Annotated in this window: 17 protein-coding genes; 11 read left to right on the forward strand and 6 right to left on the reverse strand. The window is 47.9% G+C overall.

Features of this window, described 5'->3' with window-relative positions:
* Positions 1-3: 3 nt before the first annotated feature.
* Positions 4-1,788 carry a penicillin-binding protein 1A gene (locus tag G493_RS31275; RefSeq protein ID WP_153306671.1) on the reverse strand — a complete coding sequence of 595 codons (1,785 nt, stop codon included), beginning with the start codon at positions 1,786-1,788 and terminating at the stop codon, positions 4-6.
* Positions 1,789-1,958: 170 nt separating this feature from the next.
* Here G493_RS31275 and mutL point away from each other — a divergent pair, with 170 nt between their 5' ends.
* The 6 genes from mutL to asd all read left to right on the forward strand — a co-directional run bounded on the left by mutL (position 1,959) and on the right by asd (position 9,885).
* A complete protein-coding gene (mutL, locus tag G493_RS0125055) occupies positions 1,959-3,866 on the forward strand; it encodes a DNA mismatch repair endonuclease MutL (RefSeq protein ID WP_028582545.1) in 1,908 nt (635 codons plus the stop codon).
* A gap of 477 nt (positions 3,867-4,343) precedes the next feature.
* Positions 4,344-5,651, forward strand: coding sequence for a histidinol dehydrogenase (hisD, locus tag G493_RS0125060; RefSeq protein WP_035275919.1), 1,308 nt, complete (start codon positions 4,344-4,346; stop codon positions 5,649-5,651).
* Positions 5,635-6,291 (forward strand): 16S rRNA (guanine(527)-N(7))-methyltransferase RsmG, encoded by a 657-nt coding sequence (gene rsmG / locus G493_RS31280; RefSeq protein ID WP_051309929.1) that lies wholly within the window; start codon positions 5,635-5,637, stop codon positions 6,289-6,291. The genes hisD and rsmG overlap by 17 nt, the downstream gene beginning before the upstream one ends.
* Before the next feature lie 441 nt (positions 6,292-6,732).
* Positions 6,733-7,809, forward strand: a complete 1,077-nt coding sequence (gene leuB, locus G493_RS0125070) for a 3-isopropylmalate dehydrogenase (protein WP_028582547.1) — start codon at positions 6,733-6,735, stop codon at positions 7,807-7,809.
* Positions 7,810-7,821: 12 nt separating this feature from the next.
* A complete protein-coding gene (gene prs, locus G493_RS0125075) occupies positions 7,822-8,745 on the forward strand; it encodes a ribose-phosphate diphosphokinase (protein WP_028582548.1) in 924 nt (307 codons plus the stop codon).
* A gap of 21 nt (positions 8,746-8,766) precedes the next feature.
* Positions 8,767-9,885: an aspartate-semialdehyde dehydrogenase gene (gene asd, locus G493_RS0125080; protein ID WP_028582549.1), complete on the forward strand. Its 1,119-nt coding sequence runs from the start codon at positions 8,767-8,769 to the stop codon at positions 9,883-9,885.
* Positions 9,886-10,026: 141 nt separating this feature from the next.
* Here the strand turns inward: asd and G493_RS0125085 are convergent, their stop codons facing one another.
* Entirely contained in the window at positions 10,027-11,727 is a 1,701-nt protein-coding gene (locus tag G493_RS0125085; protein ID WP_028582550.1) for a sensor domain-containing diguanylate cyclase, read from the reverse strand.
* A gap of 645 nt (positions 11,728-12,372) precedes the next feature.
* Between G493_RS0125085 and G493_RS0125095 the strand changes: the two genes are divergently transcribed.
* Entirely contained in the window at positions 12,373-12,798 is a 426-nt protein-coding gene (locus G493_RS0125095) for a gamma-glutamylcyclotransferase family protein (RefSeq protein ID WP_028582552.1), read from the forward strand.
* A 145-nt stretch (positions 12,799-12,943) separates the two neighbouring features.
* Here G493_RS0125095 and G493_RS0125100 read toward each other — a convergent pair whose 3' ends face one another.
* The 4 genes from G493_RS0125100 to G493_RS0125115 form a co-directional block, all read right to left on the reverse strand.
* Positions 12,944-13,621 (reverse strand): ABC transporter ATP-binding protein, encoded by a 678-nt coding sequence (locus tag G493_RS0125100; protein ID WP_028582553.1) that lies wholly within the window; start codon positions 13,619-13,621, stop codon positions 12,944-12,946.
* A complete protein-coding gene (locus G493_RS0125105; protein ID WP_028582554.1) occupies positions 13,614-14,840 on the reverse strand; it encodes a lipoprotein-releasing ABC transporter permease subunit in 1,227 nt (408 codons plus the stop codon). Before G493_RS0125105 ends, G493_RS0125100 begins: the two co-directional genes overlap by 8 nt.
* 229 nt (positions 14,841-15,069) lie before the next feature.
* On the reverse strand, positions 15,070-16,557 hold the full coding sequence (gene lysS / locus G493_RS0125110; RefSeq protein ID WP_028582555.1) for a lysine--tRNA ligase: 1,488 nt from the start codon (positions 16,555-16,557) through the stop codon (positions 15,070-15,072).
* A gap of 79 nt (positions 16,558-16,636) precedes the next feature.
* Positions 16,637-17,920: a class I SAM-dependent RNA methyltransferase gene (locus tag G493_RS0125115; RefSeq protein ID WP_028582556.1), complete on the reverse strand. Its 1,284-nt coding sequence runs from the start codon at positions 17,918-17,920 to the stop codon at positions 16,637-16,639.
* A gap of 76 nt (positions 17,921-17,996) precedes the next feature.
* Between G493_RS0125115 and G493_RS0125120 the strand changes: the two genes are divergently transcribed.
* The 4 genes from G493_RS0125120 (at position 17,997) to G493_RS31285 (ending at position 24,856) form a co-directional block, all read left to right on the forward strand.
* Positions 17,997-19,358: a sigma-54-dependent transcriptional regulator gene (locus tag G493_RS0125120; RefSeq protein ID WP_028582557.1), complete on the forward strand. Its 1,362-nt coding sequence runs from the start codon at positions 17,997-17,999 to the stop codon at positions 19,356-19,358.
* Positions 19,359-19,550: 192 nt separating this feature from the next.
* Positions 19,551-22,241 carry a sensor domain-containing protein gene (locus tag G493_RS0125125; protein ID WP_028582558.1) on the forward strand — a complete coding sequence of 897 codons (2,691 nt, stop codon included), beginning with the start codon at positions 19,551-19,553 and terminating at the stop codon, positions 22,239-22,241.
* A gap of 265 nt (positions 22,242-22,506) precedes the next feature.
* Positions 22,507-23,817: a pyridoxal phosphate-dependent aminotransferase gene (locus G493_RS0125130; RefSeq protein ID WP_028582559.1), complete on the forward strand. Its 1,311-nt coding sequence runs from the start codon at positions 22,507-22,509 to the stop codon at positions 23,815-23,817.
* A 460-nt stretch (positions 23,818-24,277) separates the two neighbouring features.
* Entirely contained in the window at positions 24,278-24,856 is a 579-nt protein-coding gene (locus G493_RS31285) for a nucleotide exchange factor GrpE (protein ID WP_161629891.1), read from the forward strand.
* Positions 24,857-24,952 lie beyond the last annotated feature (96 nt).

Below are 24,952 nucleotides of genomic sequence, written 5' to 3' on the forward strand. Positions count from 1 at the left end.
AGTTTAGTGCCCAGAGGTCTGCTGCATGAATGCTTTCCACACAGGGGCAGCAGCTTGGCCTCCGGTTTCTTTGTTGCCGAGTGTATCGTTTCGGTCGTGGCCAAGCCAGACCCCTGCCAACATATATGGTGTATACCCTATGAACCAGGCATCGGTATTTCTATCAGAGGTTCCTGTTTTACCGGAGGCATGTCTGATGCCTTTTGCGAGGGTACCTGTACCTTGAGTAATAACCTGCGTCAGAATGGAGTTTATCGTTTTTGCTGTACGGGGTTGCAGGATTCTGACAGGGTGCGGTTGCGGCCAGGGTATATGTTGCCCCTTGTGAGTTCGAATGGATGTTATTCCCACCGGTGCTATATAGGAACCGTTGTTGGCAAATACGGTATAACTTGCTGTCATTTCGAGGAGGGAAACCGGCGAAGCTCCAAGAGCCAGGGTTAGTTCAGGAAGTAGTTCGGAGCTGATTCCAGAACGTTGGGCCAGTTGAATTACTCGCTGGACTCCAACCTTTTGCAGCAGCTTGATGGCAACGATATTGCGTGAGTGAACGAGTGCGTTTGCAAGAGTTGTTGGCCCGAGATACCGGTTATCGTAATTTTTAGGGCTCCAGGTAGTGCCGTTGCTATTACGAATGGAAAAGGGAGAATCATTGATTGTATCTCCCGGTCGCATGCCATGTTCAAAAGCAGCAGCAAAGACGAACGGTTTAAAGACCGATCCTGGCTGTCTGTTAGCTCGCAGGGCACGATTGTACTGGCTTTGGTTAAAATCAGTTCCTCCGGCCATGGCCCGAATGCGTCCAGTCCTTCCTTCAAGGGCAACCAGCGCACCTTGAGGCCTGGATTTTTCCGGATGGCGTTTTTTTATACGACTTACTCCCTGGCGAAGGGCTGCTGCCGCAGCCAGCTGCATCTGACTGTCCAGGGTGGTCATCACTGTCATTCCTTCTTCATACAGTTGTCTTGAAGAGTATTTTGTTGCCAGAAGTTCTCGGATATATTGTGTGAAGTATCCGTTGTTCGACTGTGACGCAACCGCATTGGCATAGGTTATATTTTGCGCATAGGCCTGCCGTGCCATCTCCGGGCTGATTAAACCGTCTTCAGCCATTCGATTGAGTACGTATCTCTGCCGGGCTTTTGCAGCTTCCGGGTTTTTTAACGGAGAGTAACGGCTGGGCGACTGGGGCAATCCCGCCAGCATGGCTATTTCACTGAGGTTTAATTGTGCGGCCTTTTTCCCAAAATATGTTCGTGCTGCAGCTTCCACACCATAGGCACCCTGACCGAGATAAATTTCATTCAGATAAATGTAGAGGATTTCATCCTTGCTCAGCATCGTATCAAGCCTGTAGGCAAGGACGGATTCCGTGAACTTACGGAAAAACGTTTTTTCCCTGCTTAACATCAGGGCTCTGGTTACTTGCTGGGTGATGGTAGAACCACCCTGGCTGCGTTTTCCTGAGCGCAGGTTATTTATCGCTGCCCTGGCGATGGACCACATATCCAACCCGGAGTGGTGATAAAAACGACTGTCTTCTGCTGACACAAAGGCTTTTGGGAGAAGCGCCGGCATTTTCGTCAATGGAATCTTGATTCTGTTCATTGATCCCATCATATCGATCTGTCGGCCCTTGCGATCAAGGATGATTGTGGCTACTTTGGGACGATAATCGTAGGCTGAACGGACATCAGGAATGTCCAGCAGTATAAACCATGCCAGTCCGCTGCCTATAAGTGTTGTCGCGAGTAGTGCCATGATGAGCAGAAAACCGTTGATCTGCACATGGTTGCAATTTTTTGGAAACTGTTTTTTTTTTCGAGGGCGTTTGGTAGACAACGGATTAGAGAAATTGTAGTGTTGTGGTTTTTTCGTAATAGTCTGTCAGATGTATTTACCATGAACCTTTTTTTTGCGCATCTGCAAAGCTTGCATATGCGGAGTGTGATGTCACCGTGGCCCGAATTCGAATTCTTTCTGAGCAGTTAGCAAACCAGATCGCAGCAGGTGAGGTGGTGGAACGCCCGGCTTCTGTGGTAAAGGAATTACTTGAAAACAGCGTTGATTCAGGTGCAAATCGTATCGATGTGAACATAGAAGGGAGCGGTGTGCGACTGATTCGCGTGATTGACGATGGATGTGGCATGATGGAGGATGATGTTTTGTTGTCACTGGAGCGGCATGCGACTTCAAAACTGCAGGAGGAAAACCAGTTATCCGCCATAGCCACGCTTGGCTTCCGTGGGGAGGCTATCCCGAGCATAGGTTCGGTTTCACGAATGACCATCATCAGCCGCACCCATGATCGGGACACGGGAACCAGGGCCGAAATTCGTTACGGAACTTTGCACCATGTACATGAAGAAGGATGCCAGAAAGGAACCACCGTCGAAGTCCGCCATCTGTTTGGTAACATGCCTGCTCGTAAAAAATTTCTCAAATCAGCCCGTACAGAAAGTTTTCATGTGGAAGAGGCTGTGAAAAATCAGGCGCTTGCCTGCCCTCATATCGGTTTTTCCCTGCTGCATGATGGGCGAACCGTGTTTGAGTATCCCGAAGGCGGAGATCTGGAATCTCGTCTTCGCGATGTTTTTTCCTATGATGCGCCACTGTTATCCCTTGAGCATACAGGGGCCTCTGCAGGGAATAGTCAGGTTGTTGTAGGAGGCTACATCTTGTTGCCTGAGTCGACTCCTTCCAGCAAGGCGCGGCTCCGCATACTGGTCAATGGACGCCCGGTTCAGGACAGTATGATACGGCATGCAGTTTCTGAGGGATTACAGGGATTCCTCATGAAGGGTTACCAACCGGCAGGTGTGGTGACCCTTACTCTATCACCGGATCAGGTAGATGTTAACGTCCACCCGGCTAAACGGGAAATTCGTTTTCGTCAGGCTCAGGATGTACGCAAGCAGATTACTTTGGTGGTGGCAAAAAGTCTGGCAAAGTACCAGGAGCAGACCCGCAAACAACTTTTTTCCGTACCCGACCAGACGGAGCGTGCAGATCAAACAGACAGAAGAGAATTTACTGTTGCTGAGCAGGTTCCTGAAATGCGGCCACAATTATTGCGTTGGCCCGAGCATACCGGAGCAGATACGCGAAAACGAGAATCATTGACATCCCGGCCAGGCGGACCTGTGCACAAGATGTCTTCTGCAGATACAGAAACAGGCACAAATGCATGCAGGGAAAAGAGTCCGCAACTGCAGAAAGCCGAAATTGAAACAGAGAGTAGAGGATCAGGCTCATCTGAAAGAGTCGAATCAGAATGTTATCAGGGGCTCAGGGTAATCGGTCAGTTGTTTTCGCTTTATATCCTTTGTGAACGGAATGGTGAATTGGTCGTTATAGATCAGCATGCTGCCCATGAACGCATCCTTTACGGCCAGTTTCTTGAGGCGTATCTCAGCAAAGATGTTCCCCAACAGTCACTGCTGTTTCCAGTGACTGTTGAGTTAGGTCCAGACCAGATGGAAATGATGGAAAAGTATCAGGCGGAAGTAGAACGTTTGGGGCTGGAGGTGAAATATTTTGGTGATACCACCTGGGTAATTACATCTGTTCCAGCTTTAGTAAGTATTCTTGAGCCGGTGACTGTGCTTACCGATATACTCGATGGACTGAGAGATAGCGGGCCACAGCGGGGGCATATTCCTGCCGGGCTGGACGCAAAACTGGCGTCCATGGCCTGTAGGGCGGCTATAAAAGCTGGTGACAGCCTCTCGCCCAGAGAAATTGTTGAACTGCTGAGTCGGATGGAGCAAAGTGAATTTTTTTCCCATTGCCCCCATGGCCGACCGGTGATGAAGGTTTTTTCCGCAGCCGATATTGAAAAATGGTTTCACAGGCATGGCGGCTGAATGTATTTCACCGTTACCAGCATCCACTATCGTACGATCAGGCTTTACTCCTTGACCAGCTATGGCGAGAAGACCGGGTTGAACGAACCTGGAATACTGGATAAACGGTTACAGTTATCGGATTGTGCCTGTTTTTTTCATAGTCCTATGAACAGTTACGAATATAATTAGGTAGTCGGATAGCACAGGGAAAGGTATAATTTTTCATTTATATCTTTTTTTCCGTCCATTAGTCGCAAGTGCGGCGAATGCCGTATAGGGACGGTTTGTAATCGTAACTACTCACAGAGGAGACGGATAAGTTTGAAAGTCTCCCTTCTTTGTAACTGATTACAGCGTACTTGAGGTTATGGCAGGCTGGTGCAGCGTATCGGATTATACCTGAGCCTGCCTGGTCGCGGAAAAATCAGGCGCGCTGTGAGCAGTTTTTTTAATCAATAGTAGACATGGCCAGGAGCCATGTGGAGGAAAGTGGACATGCTTGAAGGTATAAAAGCATCCAGCGAACAGGGAAAACAATGGAGACAAAAACTCCTGCAACGTTTTGTTGAGGCAGATCCGGAATGCAGTAAAATCGTCGCGGATATTATCCATGCGGTACGTACCAGGGGAAATAAGGCTGTGTTGGAGTATACCCGACAATTTGATGCTCCAGAACTCCAGCTTGAGCAGATGAAAGTCACTGAAGAGGAATTTGATCGTGCTGCAGCAGAGGTTTCTGATGAATTCATGGAAACTTTGCATCTGGCTATTCAGCGGATTACAACATTTCATGAGCGGGAAATGGAAGACTCCTGGATGCTTACCCGAGAGGATGGAGCCATTACCGGTCGCATGGTGCGTCCTGTTGATTCTGCCGGGCTCTATGTGCCAGGCGGACAAGGGGGAACGACACCGCTGGTTTCTTCTGTATTGATGAATGGTATTCCTTCTGCCATAGCAGGTGTGGAACACCGGATATTGGTGACCCCGCCAGGCAGGGATGGAAGTATCAATGCAGCTTTGCTGGTGGCTGCAAAAGAGATCGGTATTACAGAAGTATACAAGACAGGTTCCGCATGGGCGATCGCTGCCTTGGCCTATGGCACGGAATCCATACCAAGGGTGGATGTTATTGTCGGCCCAGGCAATCAGTATGTCACTGAAGCGAAACGTCAGGTTATGGGGCGGGTACGCATAGACATGATTGCCGGCCCCAGCGAGGTGCTCATTGTGGCGGATGAAAGCGGTGATCCCGCCTTTATTGCTGCTGATATGCTTGCCCAGGCCGAGCATGACTCCCAGGCTTCCGCGCTTCTGGTAACCACTTCAAAAAAACTGGGATCTCTGGTTGCAGAGGAACTTGAGAAACAGCTTCAGAAGCTGCCCAGAAAAGATATTGCCCGCCAGGCTCTTGATAACCATGGATTAATCATGATTGCCGATGACCTTGACCAGGCTATAGAACTTGCCAATGAGATCGCCATTGAGCATCTGGAACTGCAGGTTGAAGATCCCTGGCTTGTTTTGCCCCGTATCAGACATGCCGGAGCTGTTTTTCTTGGCAATTATACACCAGAGGCAGCAGGAGATTATGTGGCTGGTCCAAACCATGTGCTGCCTACCATGGGTACCGCCCGTATCTCATCGGCGCTGGGTGTTGAAACCTTTCTGAAAAAGAGTTCAATTATTTCATACAGTCGGCAGGCGTTGCTCGATGATGCTGATCATATCCAGCGTTTGGCTGCTCTGGAAGGGCTGACAGCCCATGGACAGTCGGTGGCCATCCGTGTCGCAAAAGGTTGAATCCCTGCTGGTCAGGGGGATAGAGCAACTTGGCCTGAAAGAATTGGAAAAGGCTGTTCCCGGGTTACTCATCTATATCCGGGAACTCAAAAAATGGGGTCAACGAATTAACTTGATTGCACGGGAGAGCAGTGATCAACAGATTGTTGAACACCATTTCCTTGATTCCCTTTCCCTGCTTTCCCTTGTCGATTTCCAATCTTCTGACACCAACCTGCTTGATGTGGGCACTGGTGGTGGTTTCCCGGGTCTTGTTCTTGCAGTTTCCTGTCCTCAGGCAAAGTTCACACTGGTTGAACCTAGGCAGAAGAGGGTGGTGTTCCTGCGGCATATTATTCGTACCCTGCAGCTTGAAAATGTGCAGGTATATGGCAAACGGCTGGAACAGGTGCCTGAGATTCAGGGCGCGCATGTCACCCATGTGACCAGCAGGGCAGTAGCTCCCCCCCTTGAGTTTCTGGAGATGGTTGAACCGCTCATGCATACAGGGTGTCAGGCTGTTGTTATGATGGCCAGGGAAGAGCGCTACAATGAACTTGCTGATCAGCAGAACCGTTTTTCTGTAGTAAGGACCGTCCGACTGCAGTTACCTCTGAGCGGTGCTCAGCGAATTCTTGCATTGGTACGTGCTTCTCTCTAATGGTACAGTCTGTATCAGCACCTTGTTGAAATGGCAGAAGTAACTATTCCGGTGACATGGAGGGCGATCTGCTGCACCTGAGTTAAGGGCCACGGAAAAAATAAATTATCCAACCTTGCTTGTCTTTCAACTCGGTAACGGCGTCGGGTCAATGACTCAATACGGCCAGTATGGAACCATTGACGCGACAACGTTACCAAATCGATATCCTGCGAAATTTTTGGACATGTATTATTTTTCGCGACCCTAACGCATATTCTTCATGTCCCGGTTCAGGAATGTTGAGCTTATCCATCGGAATCGTGTCAATTCAGACTGGTAACTTTCCGTTATATTTGGTAAGAAAAAAGTTTTGCGTCGGTTTCTCTTTCCTAGAAAATTGTCCTGAGTCGTTCAGTTACAGGAAACCGGTGCGAATTACGATAGCATATAGAGGAAAACATGGAAAAAAACATAGCTGTACTGGCAGGGGATGGTATTGGTCCGGAAATTATGGCTGAGGCCATAAAGGTGCTGGATGCTGCGCAAAAGAAATTCGGGTTTAGTCTCACCTATACCCAAGCCGATGTTGGGGGTATTGCCATTGATAACCACGGAGAAGCCTTACCTGCATCAACCCTGAAAACCTGTGAAGAGAGCGATGCTATCCTGTTTGGATCGGTCGGTGGCCCCAAATGGGAGAATCTTCCGCCAGAGCAGCAACCAGAGCGAGCTGCCTTACTGCCATTGCGTAAGCATTTTGATCTTTTCTGTAACCTGCGACCTGCAAAAGTTTTTGCTCCGCTGGCGGCTGCCTGTCCGTTACGTCAAGATATTGTTGGAGATGGTTTTGATATCCTGGTGGTACGGGAATTGACCTCAGGCATTTATTTTGGTCGTCCCAAAGGTAGAGAAGGGAGTGGTCCTGAAGAAAAAGCGTGGGATACCATGGTCTACACGCGGGCAGAGATTGAGCGTATAACCCGTATGGCATTTGAAGCTGCCATGGTCCGTAACAAAAAGGTAACTTCTGTGGATAAGGCTAACGTGCTCACTGTCATGGTGCTCTGGCGCGAGGTGGTTAACCAGATTGCCAAGGAATATCCTGAGGTCGAATTGAACCATATCTATGTGGACAACGCGACCATGCAGCTGGTCAAATGGCCGCAGCAGTTTGATGTGATGTTGTGCGGCAATATGTTCGGTGACATCATCTCCGATGAGGCTGCCATGATTACCGGTTCCATGGGGATGCTGGCCTCTGCAAGTCTGAATGCCGATAAATTTGGGCTTTTTGAGCCTGCTGGTGGCTCGGCGCCGGATATAGCCGGGCAGGGGAAGGCCAATCCCATCGCTCAGATCCTCTCTGCCGCAATGATGCTGCGCTACAGCTTCGGACTTGAAGAGCCTGCTGATGCCATCGAACAGGCAGTCTCCGCTGCACTGGAGAAAGGTATCATGACCGAAGATATTGCTACTCAAGATGTGCAACCTGTTTCCACAGTTGTAATGGGTGATGCCATAGCCCAGGCCATTTAATAAGAGGCACACATGGCAAGTAAAAAGAATATCATACTTATCAGCAACCACTGTTCGGAGCCTTTGGCAAGAAAGGTTGCAACTCAGCTTGGTATTCCGTTTACGGAAATGCTTACCAAAACGTTTGCTGACGGAGAGGTACACCACGCCTTTCCGAAAGAGATTGCCGGGAAGCATATTGTCATTATCGGTTCCACTCCTAATGATGCAGCTCACCAGGAATTGATGGACCTGATAGCCGGTGCCAGATATTGGAACGCTTTGTCTGTGAATGTGGTTATTCCTTTTCTTGGCTACTCAACCATGGAACGTGCTAAACCCGGTTCAGGGGAAATCCCGAAAGGGATAACTCGCACCCGGCAGATTTTTCGTACCCGCCCAGATTATGTAGCCTTTATTGACCTGCACTCAGAGGCAGTCCTCCATGCCCATGCGGGTGAGATAAGTACCCAGCATCTGTGGACTGAGCAGTACGCCGCAGAAAAGATCAGGGAGCTTAAGCTGCAGGATTATGTCCTGGTTTCCCCGGATTATGGTTTCAGCAAGCGGGTGGCGAGGTTGGCAGGTATTTTGGACTGCCCCCATACTGCAGCCAATAAGGATCGCTATGATGTGGATAAAACTATCGTGGGACAGCTTTCCAGTGCAGTAAAAGGAAAAACAGCCATTATCTGCGACGACATGATACGGACCGGAGGCTCCATGCTGCAGACAGTTGAACGTTGTATGGAAGCAGGTGCTGTGGGGGTGGCTATCATGGCCACCCACCTGGTTCTGGCAGGGAACTCCAGAGAGCGGTTTAAGGAAAAGGGAATTCACTGCATCATTGGAGCTGATACGTACCCGGAAACTCATACAGATGATCTGCGGCAGGTCTACTCGGTAGCTCCTCTTATTGCCGAAGAACTCAGATCCTATCTGCGAATAAAGAAATAATTGCAAAAGGATAGAAAAGTAATGAAAAAAGTTGGTATTGTTGGCTGGCGAGGCATGGTAGGTTCCGTACTCATGGAGCGTATGCGTGCAGAAGATGATTTTCAGGGGTATGAAGCCCGTTTTTTTTCAACTTCTCAGGCAGGTCAGGCCGGCCCCACAGTAAATGGAACCACCTATGAGCTGCTGGATGCCCGGAATGTTGATCTGTTACATGATCTGGATGTAATTGTTTCCTGTCAGGGAGGAGATTACACTGCTGAAGTCTATCCCCAGCTTCGTGCAAAAGGATGGCAGGGCTATTGGATTGATGCTGCTTCAAAACTGCGCATGGAAAAAGACTCCATCATTGTTCTCGATCCGGTCAACAGCAAAGTCATTCAACAGGGGTTGGCTGGCGGCATAAAGGATTATATCGGTGGCAACTGCACTGTTTCTCTCATGCTGATGGCTCTTGGCGGTCTTTTTGAACAGGGTTGGGTGGAATGGATAAGCTCACAGACTTACCAGGCTGCTTCAGGTGCTGGTGCGAAAAATATGCGTGAGCTGGTTGAGCAGATGCGAACAATTGGCGAAAACGCTTCATATCTTTTAGATGAACCTGCCACAGCCATATTGGATATTGATCGCAATGTGACCGACACCCTGCGGTCACCTATTTTCCCAACCTCTCAATTTGGAGCATCACTCGCAGGCAGTTTGATTCCATGGATCGACATTCCCATGGAAAATGGGCAGACCAGAGAAGAGTGGAAAGGAATGAGTGAAGCAAATAAGATCCTCGCCACTCCTGGACAACCCATTCCAGTAGATGGAAACTGCGTTCGTATTGGAGCAATGCGCTGCCACAGCCAGGCATTTACTATCAAACTCAAACAGGACATCCCTCTTGCTGATATCGAGCAAGCGCTTGACAGCCACAATCAGTGGTCTTTTTTGGTCAGCAACAATAAAGAAGCAACGCTCAAAGATCTGACACCGGCAAGGGTAACCGGAACATTGGATATCCCTGTGGGCAGGGTCCGTAAAATGAGTATGGGAAATTCCTATCTTTCCGCCTTTAGTGTTGGAGACCAGCTTCTCTGGGGAGCTGCAGAACCTCTGCGAAGGATGTTGAAAATAGTTCTCGAATACCTTGATTGATATTTAGCAGTTGTTTTCCCCCTGTTTTCTTTTCGTTCAATATAGGGAACAGGGGGGTACGAAGTTTCATAAAAACAAACCTTTCGACTAGATATACACACGCTAGGAGTCTGTCGGAAAAGTGCTTTCTCCGAAAGACTCTTAGGGTTTAGGCCCTTTCATGTAGCTGATATATCTGTTTTTTCCATCCTGTTTGGCTTGAAACATCGCCTGGTCTGCCTGCCTGATTAGCTGATCTGCCATGGTGCCATCCGAGGGAAAAATTGAAATTCCTATGCTGACACTTACCTCCACTGACAGTTGCAGTTCCTGCATTCGCTGTTGCAGTGTATAACATATTTTGTCAGCAACACTTGTGGCATCTTCCTCCCATTTCATGGCAGGCAGCGCGATAACAAACTCATCTCCTCCCCAACGACATATAAGGTCCGAGTCACGCAGGCAATGAACCAAGGTCAGGCTGACAACTCTTAAAACCTGATCTCCCATTTCATGGCCGAATTGGTCGTTGACATTTTTAAAGTTATCCAGATCCAGAAACAGAATGCCGACAAGAGCGTTTTCCCGCTTCGCCCGCCGAAAACACTGCTCAAGGAGATTGTGGAATAAATGCCGGTTGGGTAACCCTGTAAGGCAGTCATGATGTGCCAGGTGTTCCAGTTCCTGGCGTATATCCTGGAGGTCAGTGATATCGTGCAGAGAAATTACTGCACCAAGATTTTCTCCATGGTTGGTCTGCATGGGGCATCCGCTGGCTCGTAGAGATCTGCTGGTTCCATCTTCATTTATTAGCAGTATTTCCTGATTTCGTACGGTTTGTCCCTCAAGCGCACGATAAAGCGGAAGTTCTTTGGCGGTGAGCAGCCTCTTGGCATCAGGATGGAGTAGACGATAGTGATGGGCCCATTGCTCAAGTGGGATATTTTTTAGCGTACATCTATGCATTTCCTGGGCAGCCCGGTTGAACAGCGTCAGGTTCCCTGCAGCATCACAGGCAATAATACCATCTGTGATATTGTCCAGAACAGCTTCCTGTACTTTCTGCTGATACATTACCTCCTGCTCAGCCTGTTTGAGCAGACTGATATCTAAAAAATACCAGACTCTGCCAAGATATTTTCCCCCACTGCGAACAGGATAGGTGTGGCGGTAAAAGACCCTTCCATCCTGCAGATAGATTTCATCTGTGCTGACAACATTGTGCTCACGGTACAGTCTCTGTACGGTTTCGAGAAACTCATCAGGTTTTTGTACCTGTTCGAGAATCAGCTGTAGACTCTCTTCATTATTTTTGTTCTGAACAATCTGTTCGGGTATGGACCACATTGTAAGAAATTGCCGGTTGAACGACAGCATTTCCATTTTTTCGTTTACCAGGAGTATACCCGCAGGGTTATGGTGGTACTGCGCTTGGAGAAGATGATATTCCCTGCAGCCGGTAAGGCATTCCATGGGGCGATTTTCCTGCTGTAGCACAAGCAATATAACCTTGGTATGAGGTTGCGAAAGGCAAAGGTTAAGCATGGTACCGTTGGCAAGTTTGCTTACAAAGTCCAGTTCTTGAGTACTTTCAGAATCAGCATGTTGTCTGATATGGTTTTCTGCACTGAGGCGGTAGTCGTGGTGCAGATAGTCAGGGAAATAGCAGCTTAGTCCTGGTGAAAAATGAAGCAGAACAGCAGCCTGATTGTTGATGAGGCGAATATGCAGGTTCGGCTCAAGAATAAGAGCTGGAACAGGAAGAGTTTGCAGTAACTGTTCAGCCGAGAAGGGGAGAGGGTCATCTACAGCTTTTGTCTGATCGGGTTTCAGGGGCTTTGCAACTACACTGCTACGATCCATAGTTTCTCTCCGGTGATCCCATTATGGATGAGGTTCAGTGAAAAACAAGCTGTTTTTCCCATGCTATCATATTAAGGTAATTGTGTGAAGATTCATTCATAACCTAATATTCATATGCGTTAATATGTGTACATTTTACGTAGTGGCTATTTGCCGATTGATCTGTTACTGGAAGGTTATACAGAAAAAGCAATAGAAAGGCATGTCGGGACAAAAGAAAATGTTCTTTATGAAAGTATGACTTACTGGTAAATACAAAGAAGCATTGTAGGGTCGCGGAAAATAATACATATCCAAAAATTGCGCAGGATATCGGTTTGGTAACGTCGTAGCTTCAATGGTCCCATACTGGCCGTATTGAGCCATTGACGCTACGGCGTTACCGAGTTGAGAGACAAGCAAGATTGGATACTTTATTTTTTCCGTGTCCCTTAACAAAAGAATATGCAATGTAATTACCCCGAGTGCATCTGCTCTGTAGTCATCTTGGCTTATGTATGATCCCATACGCTTACGCCAGCCTGCTTGCGCAAACTTCAAACACCCTATAATACGTTTTAATTACAGGGAAATTGTCAAGTCTAGCCGCTTCTCCTCTGGGTAGTTACTCACGTAACTATGTACACTATAAACAAAGAGTAGCCAATGAGTCATGTCTTTACATACGGTTCTTTGATGTTCCCCCAGGTCTGGAATCGTGTGGTACAGGGAAGGTACAATGCCCAACGGGTAGCATTGAGAGGTTTTGAGCGAAAATGTGTCAAAGGAGAAGAATATCCCGTCATTCATCCTGTTGATGATACCTGGTCGTTAGTACAAGGGGTGCTGTATAGAGATGTTGGTGAAGAGGATTTACAGCGCCTGGATGTCTTTGAGGGCGAGTATTATCAACGGCAGACCAGGATGGTTATGTCAGAAGGTGGATATGTGGAGCCCGCGGAAGTATACGTGGTGCACGAGGATTTCACCCATATAATCGATCACAGGCCATGGGATGTGGAGCGTTTCAAGGAACATGGGATACAAAAATTCTTGCAGCTGTATGTAGGATTTGAACGTAACAATTCATAGGGGAGTCGGATCAGCTTGAAACTCCACAGTGAATTGGTTACAGGGTACCTGAAGTTATCACAAGCAGGTAGGTACAGCGTATTGGATTATTATAGGTAAGCCCGGTCGATCGTGGAAAGATCAGGCGCGCTGTGAGCAGCTACTGTTAAACAAGATGACCACTCTCCAGGGTGAGCGTACGGTCAAGGGCCTGGGCCAATTCCATGTTGTGGGTTACCATCAGCACGGATAGGTCAAAGCTGTCTGAGAGTTCCTGGAGGAGTTCAAAAACCATCTGTCCACTGCCTGCATCCAGGTTACCGGTGGGTTCATCAGCCAGGAGTAATGCCGGCTGGAGGATGAGAGCCCTGGCCAGTGCTATGCGTTGCTGCTCTCCGCCAGAGAGTTCTCCACTTCGATGATCAGCCCTTTTTGCCAGTTGTATCCTTTGCAAAAGTTCCATTGCTCTATCTCTGAGAATCGCTTTATTCTGTCCCTGGATAAGCCCCGGCATCATGATATTTTCAAGCGCTGTGAATTCGGGCAAAAGGTGATGAAACTGGAAGATGAAGCCGATGTTGCTGTTGCGATGTGCTGCCAGAGACGCCTCTGGTTGCTGATGGAGTTCCTGCCCTTTAAACAGTATACTTCCGTGATCTGCTGTATCAAGGGTTCCCAGGATTTGCAGCAAAGTGGTTTTGCCTGACCCCGAAGCGCCGACAATGGCAACCATTTCACGTTTCAGAAGCGTGAGGTTTACTCCATTGAGTACCGTGATGATGTTGTCACCGTTGCGGTATGATTTAGAAACCTCTGTGGCCTGAAGGAGTGTGTTGCTATTCATAGGTCAATGCCTCTGCAGGGCGTACCTGCGATGCTTTCCAGGAAGGATAAAGAGTCGCCAGCAAGGTGATCAGCATGGCGGATAGGGCTATCAGGCTCACGTCAAAGGGAACAACCTTTATAGGCAGAGTAGACATGGGATACACATTGCTGGGTAGTTCAATGAACTTATATCGCTTGAGAAGAGCACACAGGCCCAGGCCGCTCAATACCCCAAGAGTTGTACCGCAAATGCCGATCACCATGCCCTGATAAAAGAAAATACGCATAATGGAGCGGGTTGTTGCTCCCATGGATTTAAGGATGGCAATATCGCGATTCTTTTCCATGACCACCATAATCAATGCGCTGATGATATTGAGTGCGGCAACCAGGATGATCAAATCTAACGCAATGAAGATGCCAGCCTTTTCTAATTTAAGAGCAGCAAACAGATTCTGGTTTATACGCATCCAGTCCCGTACACTATAACTGGCTCCCAGAGCAGATCCAATGGCTGCTGCAGTCTGGTCGGCTCGGTCAACGTCACGGACCTTGACCTCGATGCCATGGGCTCCATTGTCAATGCCTGCCAGGGTGCGGGCTGTGGTAATATTGGTAAATCCCATGGTGGAGTCATATTCAAACATGCCTGTTTCGAAAATTCCGGTAATCAGACAGGTCTTTATCTTTGGGAGCACCCCCATGGGAGACAACGGACCATTGGGCGAAATAAGGCGTAGCTTGTCTCCGGGCATCACGCGCAGTCTGCGGGCTAATTCTTTGCCAATGATGATTGCGGGAAAGTCCAGATTTTTATCAAGGTCTTTTAGATGACCATGCTTCATGACCTGGTCAATGGTAATGACGTTGACTGCTGAGGCGGGATCGATACCACGCAACACCATTCCACTGGAACCTGCCTGGGAATTGACCAAAACCTGCCCGTAGACATAGGGTGTGGCGGCAATAACTCCGTCTGTTTTTTCAATGGTACTGATGGCCTTTTCCGGCTCTGCAATGGTACCATGATAGGATTGAACCAACACATGGGCATTGAGGCCGATTATCTGATCACGCAGTCCCTCTGTAAAGCCGGTATAGACGCTGAGAACAACTATCAGCGCCAGTACTCCCACTGCAACGCCAAGAACGGATATGACAGTGATCAGAGAGATGAATTTTTGTTTTCTTTTGGCCCGCAGATACCGCCTGCTGACAAACCATTCAAAAGAGGCCATTATTGCTGCCCTGGAAGGAGGAAGTGATCTTTAAAAACACATGCTTCGGAGAACGTGTTTTGTGAACTTTATATCTGCTGTATTGTAAATGGAAGGGACAATACACTCGTAATGTGTGTATTGTCCCAAAGGACTTGGAGTCTGTCGGAGAAGTTTTTTCATCATTGGTGTTCTTTTCAGAAGCAATGCCAATTCTCGGAGGCCTCCTGGCTCGGTTTTGAAATGCGGCTTAGTCTCGAGCTTCCGGTTTGAGATGTGGAAAAAGAATGACGTCGCGAATAGAAGGTGCATCGGTGAGAAGCATTACCAGGCGATCGATGCCTATACCCTCGCCAGCAGCTGAAGGCATGCCATACTCGAGAGCCCGAACATAATCGCGGTCAAGAACAGGATGAATTTCTTCATCATCACCACGTTCGTTGATTTGCTTTTCAAAACGTTGGAACTGATCCACAGGGTCGTTCAATTCGCTGAATGCGTTTGCTATCTCCCTTCCGGTGATAAACAGCTCAAAACGGTCAGTGACACTGGGGTCTTCTTCATTTCTTCTGGCCAAAGGCGATACTTCAGTGGGGTAAGAGGTGATGAAGGTGGGATCGATCAGCTTCTCTTCAACAAGTAGCTCAAAAAGCTCGGTTTTTGCTTTACCAATGCCTGCTTCAGGCTGCAGTTCGATGCCTTTTTCTTTAACCAGTTCAAAAACCTTCGCATCATCGGCAAGGATGGCCGGATCCACTTTACCTATTTCAACCAGTGCCTGATCCATTGTCAACCGTTTCCAGGGTGGGGCGAGGTTGACTGCTGTCCCCTGATAAGTAATTTCCATGGAGCCGGTAACCTCAGCAGACAACCAGGAAACCATTTCCTCGGTCAGGTCCATGAGGTCATGGTAGGTGGCGTAGGCCTGATAGAATTCCAGCATGGTAAACTCGGGATTATGCCGGGTTGAGAGTCCCTCGTTTCGAAAGTTTCTATTAATTTCGAAAACACGTTCAAAACCACCAACCAGAAGCCTTTTCAAATACAGCTCAGGTGCAATGCGCAGATAGAGATCCATATCCAGGGCATTGTGATGTGTTTTAAACGGCTTGGCGGTCGCACCTCCGGGGATGGGTTGCATCATTGGTGTTTCCACTTCCATGAAACCGCGATTATTGAGAAATTCACGAACCAGCCGAATGATTTCAACACGTTTTTGAAAGGTTTCCCTGGTTTCGGGATTCACGATCAGATCCAGATAGCGCTGACGATATCTGGTCTCCACATCTGTGAGACCATGAAACTTTTCAGGCAGAGGCCGCAGGGATTTGGTAATCATGGCCAGTTCGCGGGCTTCAATGGAAGTCTCGCCAGTTTTGGTTTTGAACAGTTTGCCCACAACCCCTACGATATCGCCCACGTCCCATTTCTTAAACAGGGCAAAGTTTTCGTCTCCCAGCAGGTCTTTGCGGGCATATATCTGTATGCGTCCTGAGCTGTCCTGGAGATGAAAGAAGGCTGCCTTGCCAAACTTTCGCATGGACATGATGCGGCCGGCCAGACGATAGGTTTTACCGCTTTCGTCGTGGGCCTCAGGGCTCAGGTGCTCCCCTTGCGGCAGTATTGCAGCAATATGATGGGGATTTGTAAAACTGTTGCTGAAAAGCTTAACGCCTGCTTCTGCAAGTGTTTCTGCTTTTTCTCGTCGTTGTTTGAGCAGGTTACTTGTTTTTTCCATCAGAATAAAATAGTGGATCGTTGGGAATATGTATGGAGTATATAAAAAGCAGTATACATAGTGCGTCAACAGGCAGATGTCAATTTTTTTCCAGAACTGCCACCGATTCGATATGGTGGGTCTGAGGAAACATGTCCACCGGAAAAATGTCCCTGCAATGATACCCGGATGTCGTGAGTACCGCCAGGTCCCTTGAAAGTGTGGCCGGATCACATGAAATGTAGATTATGCAAGCAGCATTGCCTTGTGCCAATGTGTGCGCATTTTCTTTGCCAAGCCCTTGTCTTGGAGGATCCAAGACAATTGCGTCATAGTTGGTGTGTTGTTTTGTCTGTAAAAAACTGACAACATTTTTGGCTGTAAATTTACATGATTCATCGCACTGCATAAGCTGGGCATTGGTCTGGGCCCACCCTGTACTATGCCTGTTATGCTCCACACCGTGCACGTTGCAGCCGGCAAGGGTAAGGGGGATGGAAAAATTTCCTGTGCCGCAAAAGAGGTCCAGAAGGGTACCTGGCTGTTTTTGACGGAGAATATTGACAATCAGGTTAACCATGTGCTCATTCTGGGATGCGTTAACCTGGAAAAAACAGTTGTGGTCCCAGTAAAGGGTGTAGCTGAGAGTATCAAGACGAAATTTCTGCCCCATTCGCAGGGCGCCTTTGTGAATGTCTCCATCCTTGGGCCGTTTTTTGGAGAAGACATGATCGGTGATTGTCTGCAGTGAATGGAGTTGTTTCCTTGCTGTTATTTCCCGGCCAAAATCAACAACCATGCAGATGTCGCCATTTTCGGGGGACTGTATGATTTCAACTGCTCTGCATGTAGAGAGAACCTGCCTGCATTCTCCGTTGTGCAGGAGTTTATCCAGTGCCTGGTTGATACCAGATGGTGCCAGCGGGCAGGCGGTAATGGGAACAATCCGGTTGCTGGAACAGCGGTGGAACCCTATATCACCCTGTTGGCTGCAATGCAGGCGTATTTTATTACGATATCCGTATGGTAAAGGAGATGGAAGTGTCGGGTGTACAGTTATAGCGGTCGTCTGGATACCCGCCCGTGTCAGGCTTTCCAGGAGAATTTCTCGTTTGATCCGTAGTTGCTCGTTATATTCCGCATGCTGTAGACTGCATCCCCCGCAGATTGTGAAATAAGGGCAGGGCGGCTCTTTTCGTAATGGCGAAGGATGGCTGATGGAGATGGGGTCTGCTGTTATGTGTCCCCGGAATCGTTTTGTTTCCCGGATATGTACCTGTTCACCGGGCAAAACATGGGGGACCATGGCTACCATACCGTCCTTAAGGTAGCCTAAACCTTTGCCACCTGTTATAATTTTTTCTATCTTGATGTGATATTCCATGTGCATCCTCTACTGAATTCTTTCTCTCAGCCTGTTTAACAGGTTAGAGAGGGGAAAGGAAAAGAAAAAACATACCATGAGTCAGGCTGTAGAACCAAAGGTTAAAGTGCTGGTTGTTGATGATGAACAGGTACACCGTTTCATGCTTACCTCCCTTTTCAAAGACTGGGGCTGGGAGAGTGAAGAGGCTGATGACGGAATTACAGCTGTGGCAGCTGTTGAGGAGGGGCCTTTTGATGCTATTTTGATGGATGTGCGCATGACCAATATGGACGGTATGGAGGCTTTGAAGCGCATTCACACGATTAATCCGGCCATTCCTGTGGTTATTATGACTGCCTTTTCCTCCATTGATTCTGCTGTGGCTGCCATGAAAGAGGGTGCCCATGATTACCTGACCAAACCCTTGGATTTTGATAAATTACGTCGAACTCTCGAAATCGCCATGGGGCACAGGCAGCAGGTTGAGGAAGACACGGCTGTGGGACATCCCTTTGGAGAAGAAAACAGCAGGATTATCGGGCGCTCCCAGGTTATGCAGGATTTGTGGACAATGATTATGCAGGTTGCGCCCACAGAAGCCACTGTGCTTATACATGGCGAGTCCGGAACTGGAAAGGAACTTGTGGCTGCGGCCCTGCATCATAACAGTCTGCGTAACACTGGACCTCTGGTCAAGGTTAACTGCGCAGCTTTGGCTGAAACATTGTTGGAATCAGAACTGTTTGGCCATGAGCGTGGTGCTTTTACCGGTGCTGATAGAAGAAGGGAGGGGCGTTTTATACAGGCCCAGGGCGGCTCTTTGTTCCTGGATGAAATTGGAGAAACTTCCCAGGCCATGCAGGTTAAATTGTTACGTGTTTTGCAGGAACATGAGCTGCAGCGAGTCGGTGGTCAGGAGACCGTGAATGTGGATGTCCGAATTATAACGGCAACCAACAGAAGACTGGAAGATGAAGTTGCAGCCGGCAGATTTCGTGAAGATTTGTACTATCGTCTGAATGTAGTCGTGTTGAAAGTACCTCCACTAAGGGAACGACACGGAGATATTCCCTTGTTGACGGAATATTTTTTGCATAAATTCGCCGCAAAGAATGGTCGACAGGTGAGTGGCGTAACGCCAGAATGCATGGATGTGCTTAACCGATATCCCTGGCCGGGAAATGTTCGTGAATTGGAAAATTCCCTGGAACGTGGGGTGATTCTCATGCGTGGTGAATATCTGGAGACCGCAGGCCTCCCTGAAGCTATTCAAAGGTGGGCTGGGACCAACGAGCCGCAAGAGGTGGAACGCCCAGCAACATTGAAAGAAGCTGAAAAGGCACTCATTCTTAAAACCCTGGAAGAAACCGGCGGTAACCGCAGTGAAACTGCACGGCGTCTGCAGATAACCAGAAAGACGCTGTTAAATAAGTTGAAAAGCTATGATATTACATAGTGGCTTGTCCAGAACTTTTGGGTTTTACCCACTTTTAGGCAGGCAAAGAATGAGAATCCGGAAAGATCATTTCTGCACAGGGGCAGGTTTATTGCGTATCTGGTCGTATCCATGTTCTCTGAACAGCAGGTGTCGTAGCTGGCTATATTTTGTATTTACTTGAAAAAAATCTCTTTTTGTCTGTTGAGGATCATGGCTCAAAACGAAATTACAACGTGTTCTTCCAGTGACATCCTGCGTATATCTTACGATATCTGCAGATTCTTGATATCTGAGAGGGATCTCCCCTCCCTGCTGCAGGGGGTTTGTGATCGTTTTGTGTCTGACAATCAGCATCTCTGGGCCCTGGTTGTTCTTGTTGATTTTGAATCAGGAGGCATGGTTACCGCCGAATGTGGACTGCAGGAACATTTTCCTTCCATTATGGAGGCACTGAAAGCAGGGGAATTGCCATGGTGCGGGAGTCAGATTTTTGGCAAGTTGGATTCCATGTCTCTCCAGTGTCAGAAAGAAGGTTGTCGTTTTTGCAGCATGATGCCGCCACATGAGGAAGCGAGTATTTGTGTGTCCATACACTGTAACGAAACCTTGAACGGTTTTTTTATTATACAGCCCACAGTTACTGTGGTGGATGAACATGTTTTCACTCTTTACAGGGAAATTGGAGAAGCTCTGGGGAGCGCTCTAAGAAAATTGGTTTCAGAAGAAGCCGCCCGGCAACGTGAAGAGCATCTGTTCCTCATGGAAGAACGCTATGAACTCGCTCTCTACGCCTCCCAGGCAGGGCTGTGGGATTGGAATATAAAAACCGGAGAGATGTATACCAGTCCGAATCATAAACGTCACCTGGACTATCGAAATGAAAACGGCAGGCTGTCAGGTGGTACGGTAGCTGAGCAGAGGTTTATTCACCCGGATGACAGGGAGAGGGTACTCTCCATCCTCAATGATCACCTTGAAGGGAACTCTGAAGAGTATCGCATTGAATACAGAGTGAAAAGTGATAGTGGTGAATGGGAATGGTTTTTGGATCGAGGCAGGGTGGTTGAACGGGATGAAAAAGGGCAGCCCGTCCGCATGACTGGTACTCACCAGAATATTACTTTGCAGAAAAGAAGGGAACAGGCCATGGCATCCATACAGCAGCAACTGCATGATGCCGTAAGCAATGAACGTACCTTCCTGCAGACAGTGATTGATAGTGCGGGAGATCCTGTTATTGCCATAGATACCAGCTATAACGTATTGCTTGCCAATCAGGCAGCCGCCAAACTGGCGCAGAAGGCCATACCGGCCAGCAGTATGCAGGGAAGAAAATGTTATGAACTGCTATGTGGAAGAAAGCAGCCCTGTACCAACGATGCTTACCCCTGTCCGATACAAGCCATGGGGCAGCATGGCATACAGATTAAATTGCTCCATAATCAGTATCATGGCAACGGAGTGAACAATACCTTTGAACTGGATGTATCTCCTCTGCTTGATCGCCAGGGCCAATTGTATGGAGTCATAGAGGTCGCACGGGATGTTACCGACAGATTGCGGGTGGAGGAGGAACTCAGGGAAAGCCAATCCCGCCTGTATCGACTTGCCCACCATGATACCTTGACCGGGTTGCCCAACAGATTGCTCTTCAAAGACCGTTTGAATCATTCCATTGATAAAGCAAAACGCAACTCGGGTAAGGTTGCAGTTCTTTTTCTGGACCTGGATCGATTCAAAACCATAAACGATACGCTGGGGCACGATGTTGGTGATGAACTGCTGATCGAGGTTGCCCGGAGATTACAGAACCTGTGCCGGATTGCGGACACCGTTGCCAGGCTGGGAGGTGATGAGTTTGTTTTTATTCTGGAGGATATCATCAATAAAGATGGTGCTGCCACTGTTGCCCGAAAAATAATTGCATCCATAACCCGTCCTTTTGAACTCAACTCCCATACTCTTGCTGTGTCCACCAGTATCGGCATAAGTCTGTACCCCGATGATTCGCAGAATAAAGACGAAGTGGTCAAGTGTGCAGATGTCGCCTTGTATGAGGCAAAAGAATCCGGGAGAAATGCCTATCGCTTTTATGCAGGGCAGACGGGTTCACAGCGACTTGAACAGCGTCAGTTGGAAACTACATTGTTGCGGCAGGCGCTGCAGGAAAATCAATTCTGTATGCTTTTTCAAGCGTTACATGATTTGCCGCAGGCTACAGTAGTCGGGTATGAAGGGTTATTATGCTGGATGCACCCTGAACGGGGCCTGCTCATGCCTGAAGAGTTTTTTCCGCTGGCCCAGGGAAGTGATCTTTTAATGGAGCTGGAGTGTTTAGGCCTGGACAGCATTGCTCATGCTTTACAGTATTGGCAGGAGCAAGGTGTCTGTAAGCAGATGTCTGTAAGTTTGAATGTCACACTTGAAAGCCTGCATCATCCAGCGTTTGCCGCAAAGGTCAAACAAAAAACAGAGGAGTTTTCAGTTCTTAAGGGCGCATTGGAACTGGAATTCCAGGAACAGCTTCTTGTGGATAAACAATCGCCCTGTCTTGCTGAACTTCGAGAACTGACTGCGGCTGGCGTACGGTTGGTTGTAGATAATTTTGGTCTCGGCGAGATTTCGTTGCAACGGTTGCAGCAAATCCCCCTGCATGGATTGAAACTACATCCTCATCTGCTTGAAATCCGTCATGCGGATCATGGTGATGTGCACCTGATAGAGACCATAACAACACTTGCCCATAAGCTTGACAGGAAAGTTGTTGCGCAGGGCGTAAGCAACCGACAACAACATAATCTTGCCATCAGCAATGGGTGTGACCAGGCACAGGGAATGTATTATTCTCAACCTGTGACCCGTGATAAGGTTCTGCATGCGTTATTGAAACAAGGTGTTTGATACAAAACCATGGAGGAAAGTGGAGGCTGTGCGCGGGAAATTCCCTTTGACTGATTGTATATATGGGACTGATGTAGCTCACGTACGTTGCCATCTTTTTTATGCTCAGTTGACTCTGTCCAGAGGTTGTGGTAAGAGCACACGTCTATGTGCATTGATCTGGACACGAATCCTGTAAGGTCGGTTTACAGTATTGCAATGATCTGTGGCAGGGCCTGGTCGTGTTTGTATTCCTTTTATTTCAATTTTTCTACATCAGGCTAGTATGCGAACCAATATAGTTCATATCGGAGCTGGAGAGCTCAACTACGAAATCCGTAATATCGTTCAAGTTTGTGAACGCCTCCAGAAAATGGGCGTGGAAATCAACTGGGAAAATATCGGCGACCCGGTAACCAAAGGCGAAACAGTTCCAGCCTGGATGAAAAATCTTGTCAGTGAAGCCGTCCAGGAGGATGCTGCCTATGCATATAGCCCGACAAAAGGAATGTTGGCAACGCGTCAGTACATAGCTGAAGGGACCAATAGCAAAGGCGGCGTACAGATTGATGCGGATGATGTCATTTTCTTTAATGGGCTTGGTGATGCCATTTCAAAGGTCTTTGGTTTTCTGAAAAGAACCGCAAGGGTAGTTGTTCCAACGCCCAGTTATACAACCCATTCTTCCGCTGAAGCTGCCCATGCAGGTGCTGAACCAGTGACCTATATCCTGGACCCGAACCATAACTGGTACCCGGATCTGGAAGATATTGAAAATCATATCAAATATAATCCTGCAGTGGCGGGAATTCTGATTATCAATCCAGATAATCCAACCGGTGCCGTATATCCGGCAGAAGTGATTCGCTCGATTGTTGAAATTTGTGAGAAAAATGATCTTTTCATTATTTGTGACGAGATCTATCAAAACATGACCTATAACGGTACGGTGGCAGCCCCACTATGTACGGTAATAGGGGAGAAGGTCCCGGCGCTTTGCATGCGTGGTATTTCCAAGGAAATGCCCTGGCCTGGTGCCCGTTGTGGATGGATAGAAGTGTATAACAGCCACAAAGATCCCATGTTTGATATGTATGTACAGTCTATCCTGAATGCAAAAATGCTGGAGGTCTGCTCCACAACATTGCCACAGATTGTGCTGCCCAGGATCAAGGAGCACCCTCTGTATCATTCGTATCTGCAAGAGCGAATTGAACGTTATGAGAAACATTCCAACATTGCATACGATATTTTAAAAAATGTAAAAGGTCTTTTGGTCAACAAAACAAATGGAGCTTTTTACATGAGTGCTGTTTTTGAAGAGGGAATTCTCAACAGTCAGCAGTTTCTGCCCATTGATAACAAAGATGCTCGTGAACTGGTGGAAACCCTTGTGTCCGGTCCAGGCGTGGAGCCCGATAAACGATTTGTATATTACCTTCTTGCCTCTACAGGCATCTGTGTCGTCCCCTTATCTTCATTTGCCACTGAACTGCATGGCTTCCGTATAACACTGCTTGAGCCCTGTGAGGAAAAATTCAGGAAAATCTTCGAGACGATAAGTGAATGTATTCAAAGATATCTGGAATCTGCTTAATCTTGCGTTCTTATAAGCATATTCTGTTGCATCTGCCGTTTGCCCGGAATAAAGCCGTATCTGACCCTGGTAGTGCGGCAGGTGCTGTAAATGTGCCTGCAAGTTTTTTTCATTGTAATGCTTAACAGGCTTGCCCTTTTCCTGGTCATCTTTCAGTGCTACCTTTATCGTTCCTGAAAAGCGAATAACCGGCTGTGGGCATGAAGAAAACAAATTCTGCCTGAAGAGTAGGTTCCGACGGAATAATGAGGAGCTATTTATCTGGAGTTGCAGAGGGTTTTTCCTTGGTAAAAGGGTTTTTGCTCCCCTTGACACCTCTTTTTACCATACTTAATGTTGCCAGCAGATTTGACCCGGCCTTGTTATTTGAGAACTCACGAGTGAATCGACAGCAGGGCTGAGTGTTCATGGAAGACAAATATTCAATTGAGTTGTGAGTTTGTAGAAAAGGGAGATAGAGGTGGTAGAGGAGCATAAAGAACAACAACCTGTGGAAGAGGAAGGAGCAACGCGTGTTTCTGAAGACTCGGACGACGTGAACGGTGCTGCAGAGGAGGCAGTTGAACCTTCTGGCGAGGATTTGAAACAGAAGCTTGACGAAACACAGGATAAACTGCTTAGGGTTGCAGCCGAGTTTGAAAATTTCAAAAAGCGGATGGAGCGGGAACAGGCTAAACTCATTAAGTATGCCGGAGAAAATATCTTACGGGAGTTGCTTACAACGCTTGATAATCTTGATCGTGCCATAGAGCAGGGACAGGCTGATGCCGGTGATGATACAGCGAAGCTTCAATCCATGCTTGAGGGACTTGATCTCACCCAAAAAGGGTTGGTGGCAGCTCTGGAAAAATTTGGTGTTGAAGCATTGGATTCCGTAGGGCAACCTTTTAATCCGGATGAGCAGGATGCCCTGACCATGGAAGCTCATGACACAATCCCAGCGAACCACGTGGTTCGGGAATATGCAAAAGGATACCGATTCAAGGATCGCGTGCTGCGCCACGCACAAGTTGTAGTATCGAGCGGTCCGGCAGCCTAAAAATACATTTCATCTGCTGCTTTACCAGGGACCTTTCAGGTAAGTGGTCGCGGTGTGGACACATCATTAATATATATATCGTTAGATTTTATTATA

Origin of the sequence: Desulfogranum japonicum DSM 18378 (assembly GCF_000429945.1) — a bacterium.
Taxonomy (GTDB): domain Bacteria; phylum Desulfobacterota; class Desulfobulbia; order Desulfobulbales; family Desulfobulbaceae; genus Desulfogranum; species Desulfogranum japonicum.

Bases quoted from the DNA above. Each gene is read 5' to 3' on its own strand.
- G493_RS0125115 (WP_028582556.1), bottom strand. From the start codon at position 17,920: ATGGAATATCACATCAAGATAGAAAAAATTATAACAGGTGGCAAAGGT.
- hisD (WP_035275919.1), top strand. From the start codon at position 4,344: ATGCTTGAAGGTATAAAAGCATCCAGCGAACAGGGAAAACAATGGAGA.
- G493_RS0125125 (WP_028582558.1), top strand. From the start codon at position 19,551: ATGGCTCAAAACGAAATTACAACGTGTTCTTCCAGTGACATCCTGCGT.
- asd (WP_028582549.1), top strand. From the start codon at position 8,767: ATGAAAAAAGTTGGTATTGTTGGCTGGCGAGGCATGGTAGGTTCCGTA.
- G493_RS0125100 (WP_028582553.1), bottom strand. From the start codon at position 13,621: ATGAATAGCAACACACTCCTTCAGGCCACAGAGGTTTCTAAATCATAC.
- G493_RS0125085 (WP_028582550.1), bottom strand. From the start codon at position 11,727: ATGGATCGTAGCAGTGTAGTTGCAAAGCCCCTGAAACCCGATCAGACA.
- prs (WP_028582548.1), top strand. From the start codon at position 7,822: ATGGCAAGTAAAAAGAATATCATACTTATCAGCAACCACTGTTCGGAG.
- G493_RS0125120 (WP_028582557.1), top strand. From the start codon at position 17,997: ATGAGTCAGGCTGTAGAACCAAAGGTTAAAGTGCTGGTTGTTGATGAT.
- G493_RS0125095 (WP_028582552.1), top strand. From the start codon at position 12,373: ATGAGTCATGTCTTTACATACGGTTCTTTGATGTTCCCCCAGGTCTGG.
- leuB (WP_028582547.1), top strand. From the start codon at position 6,733: ATGGAAAAAAACATAGCTGTACTGGCAGGGGATGGTATTGGTCCGGAA.
- G493_RS0125105 (WP_028582554.1), bottom strand. From the start codon at position 14,840: ATGGCCTCTTTTGAATGGTTTGTCAGCAGGCGGTATCTGCGGGCCAAA.
- G493_RS0125130 (WP_028582559.1), top strand. From the start codon at position 22,507: ATGCGAACCAATATAGTTCATATCGGAGCTGGAGAGCTCAACTACGAA.
- lysS (WP_028582555.1), bottom strand. From the start codon at position 16,557: ATGGAAAAAACAAGTAACCTGCTCAAACAACGACGAGAAAAAGCAGAA.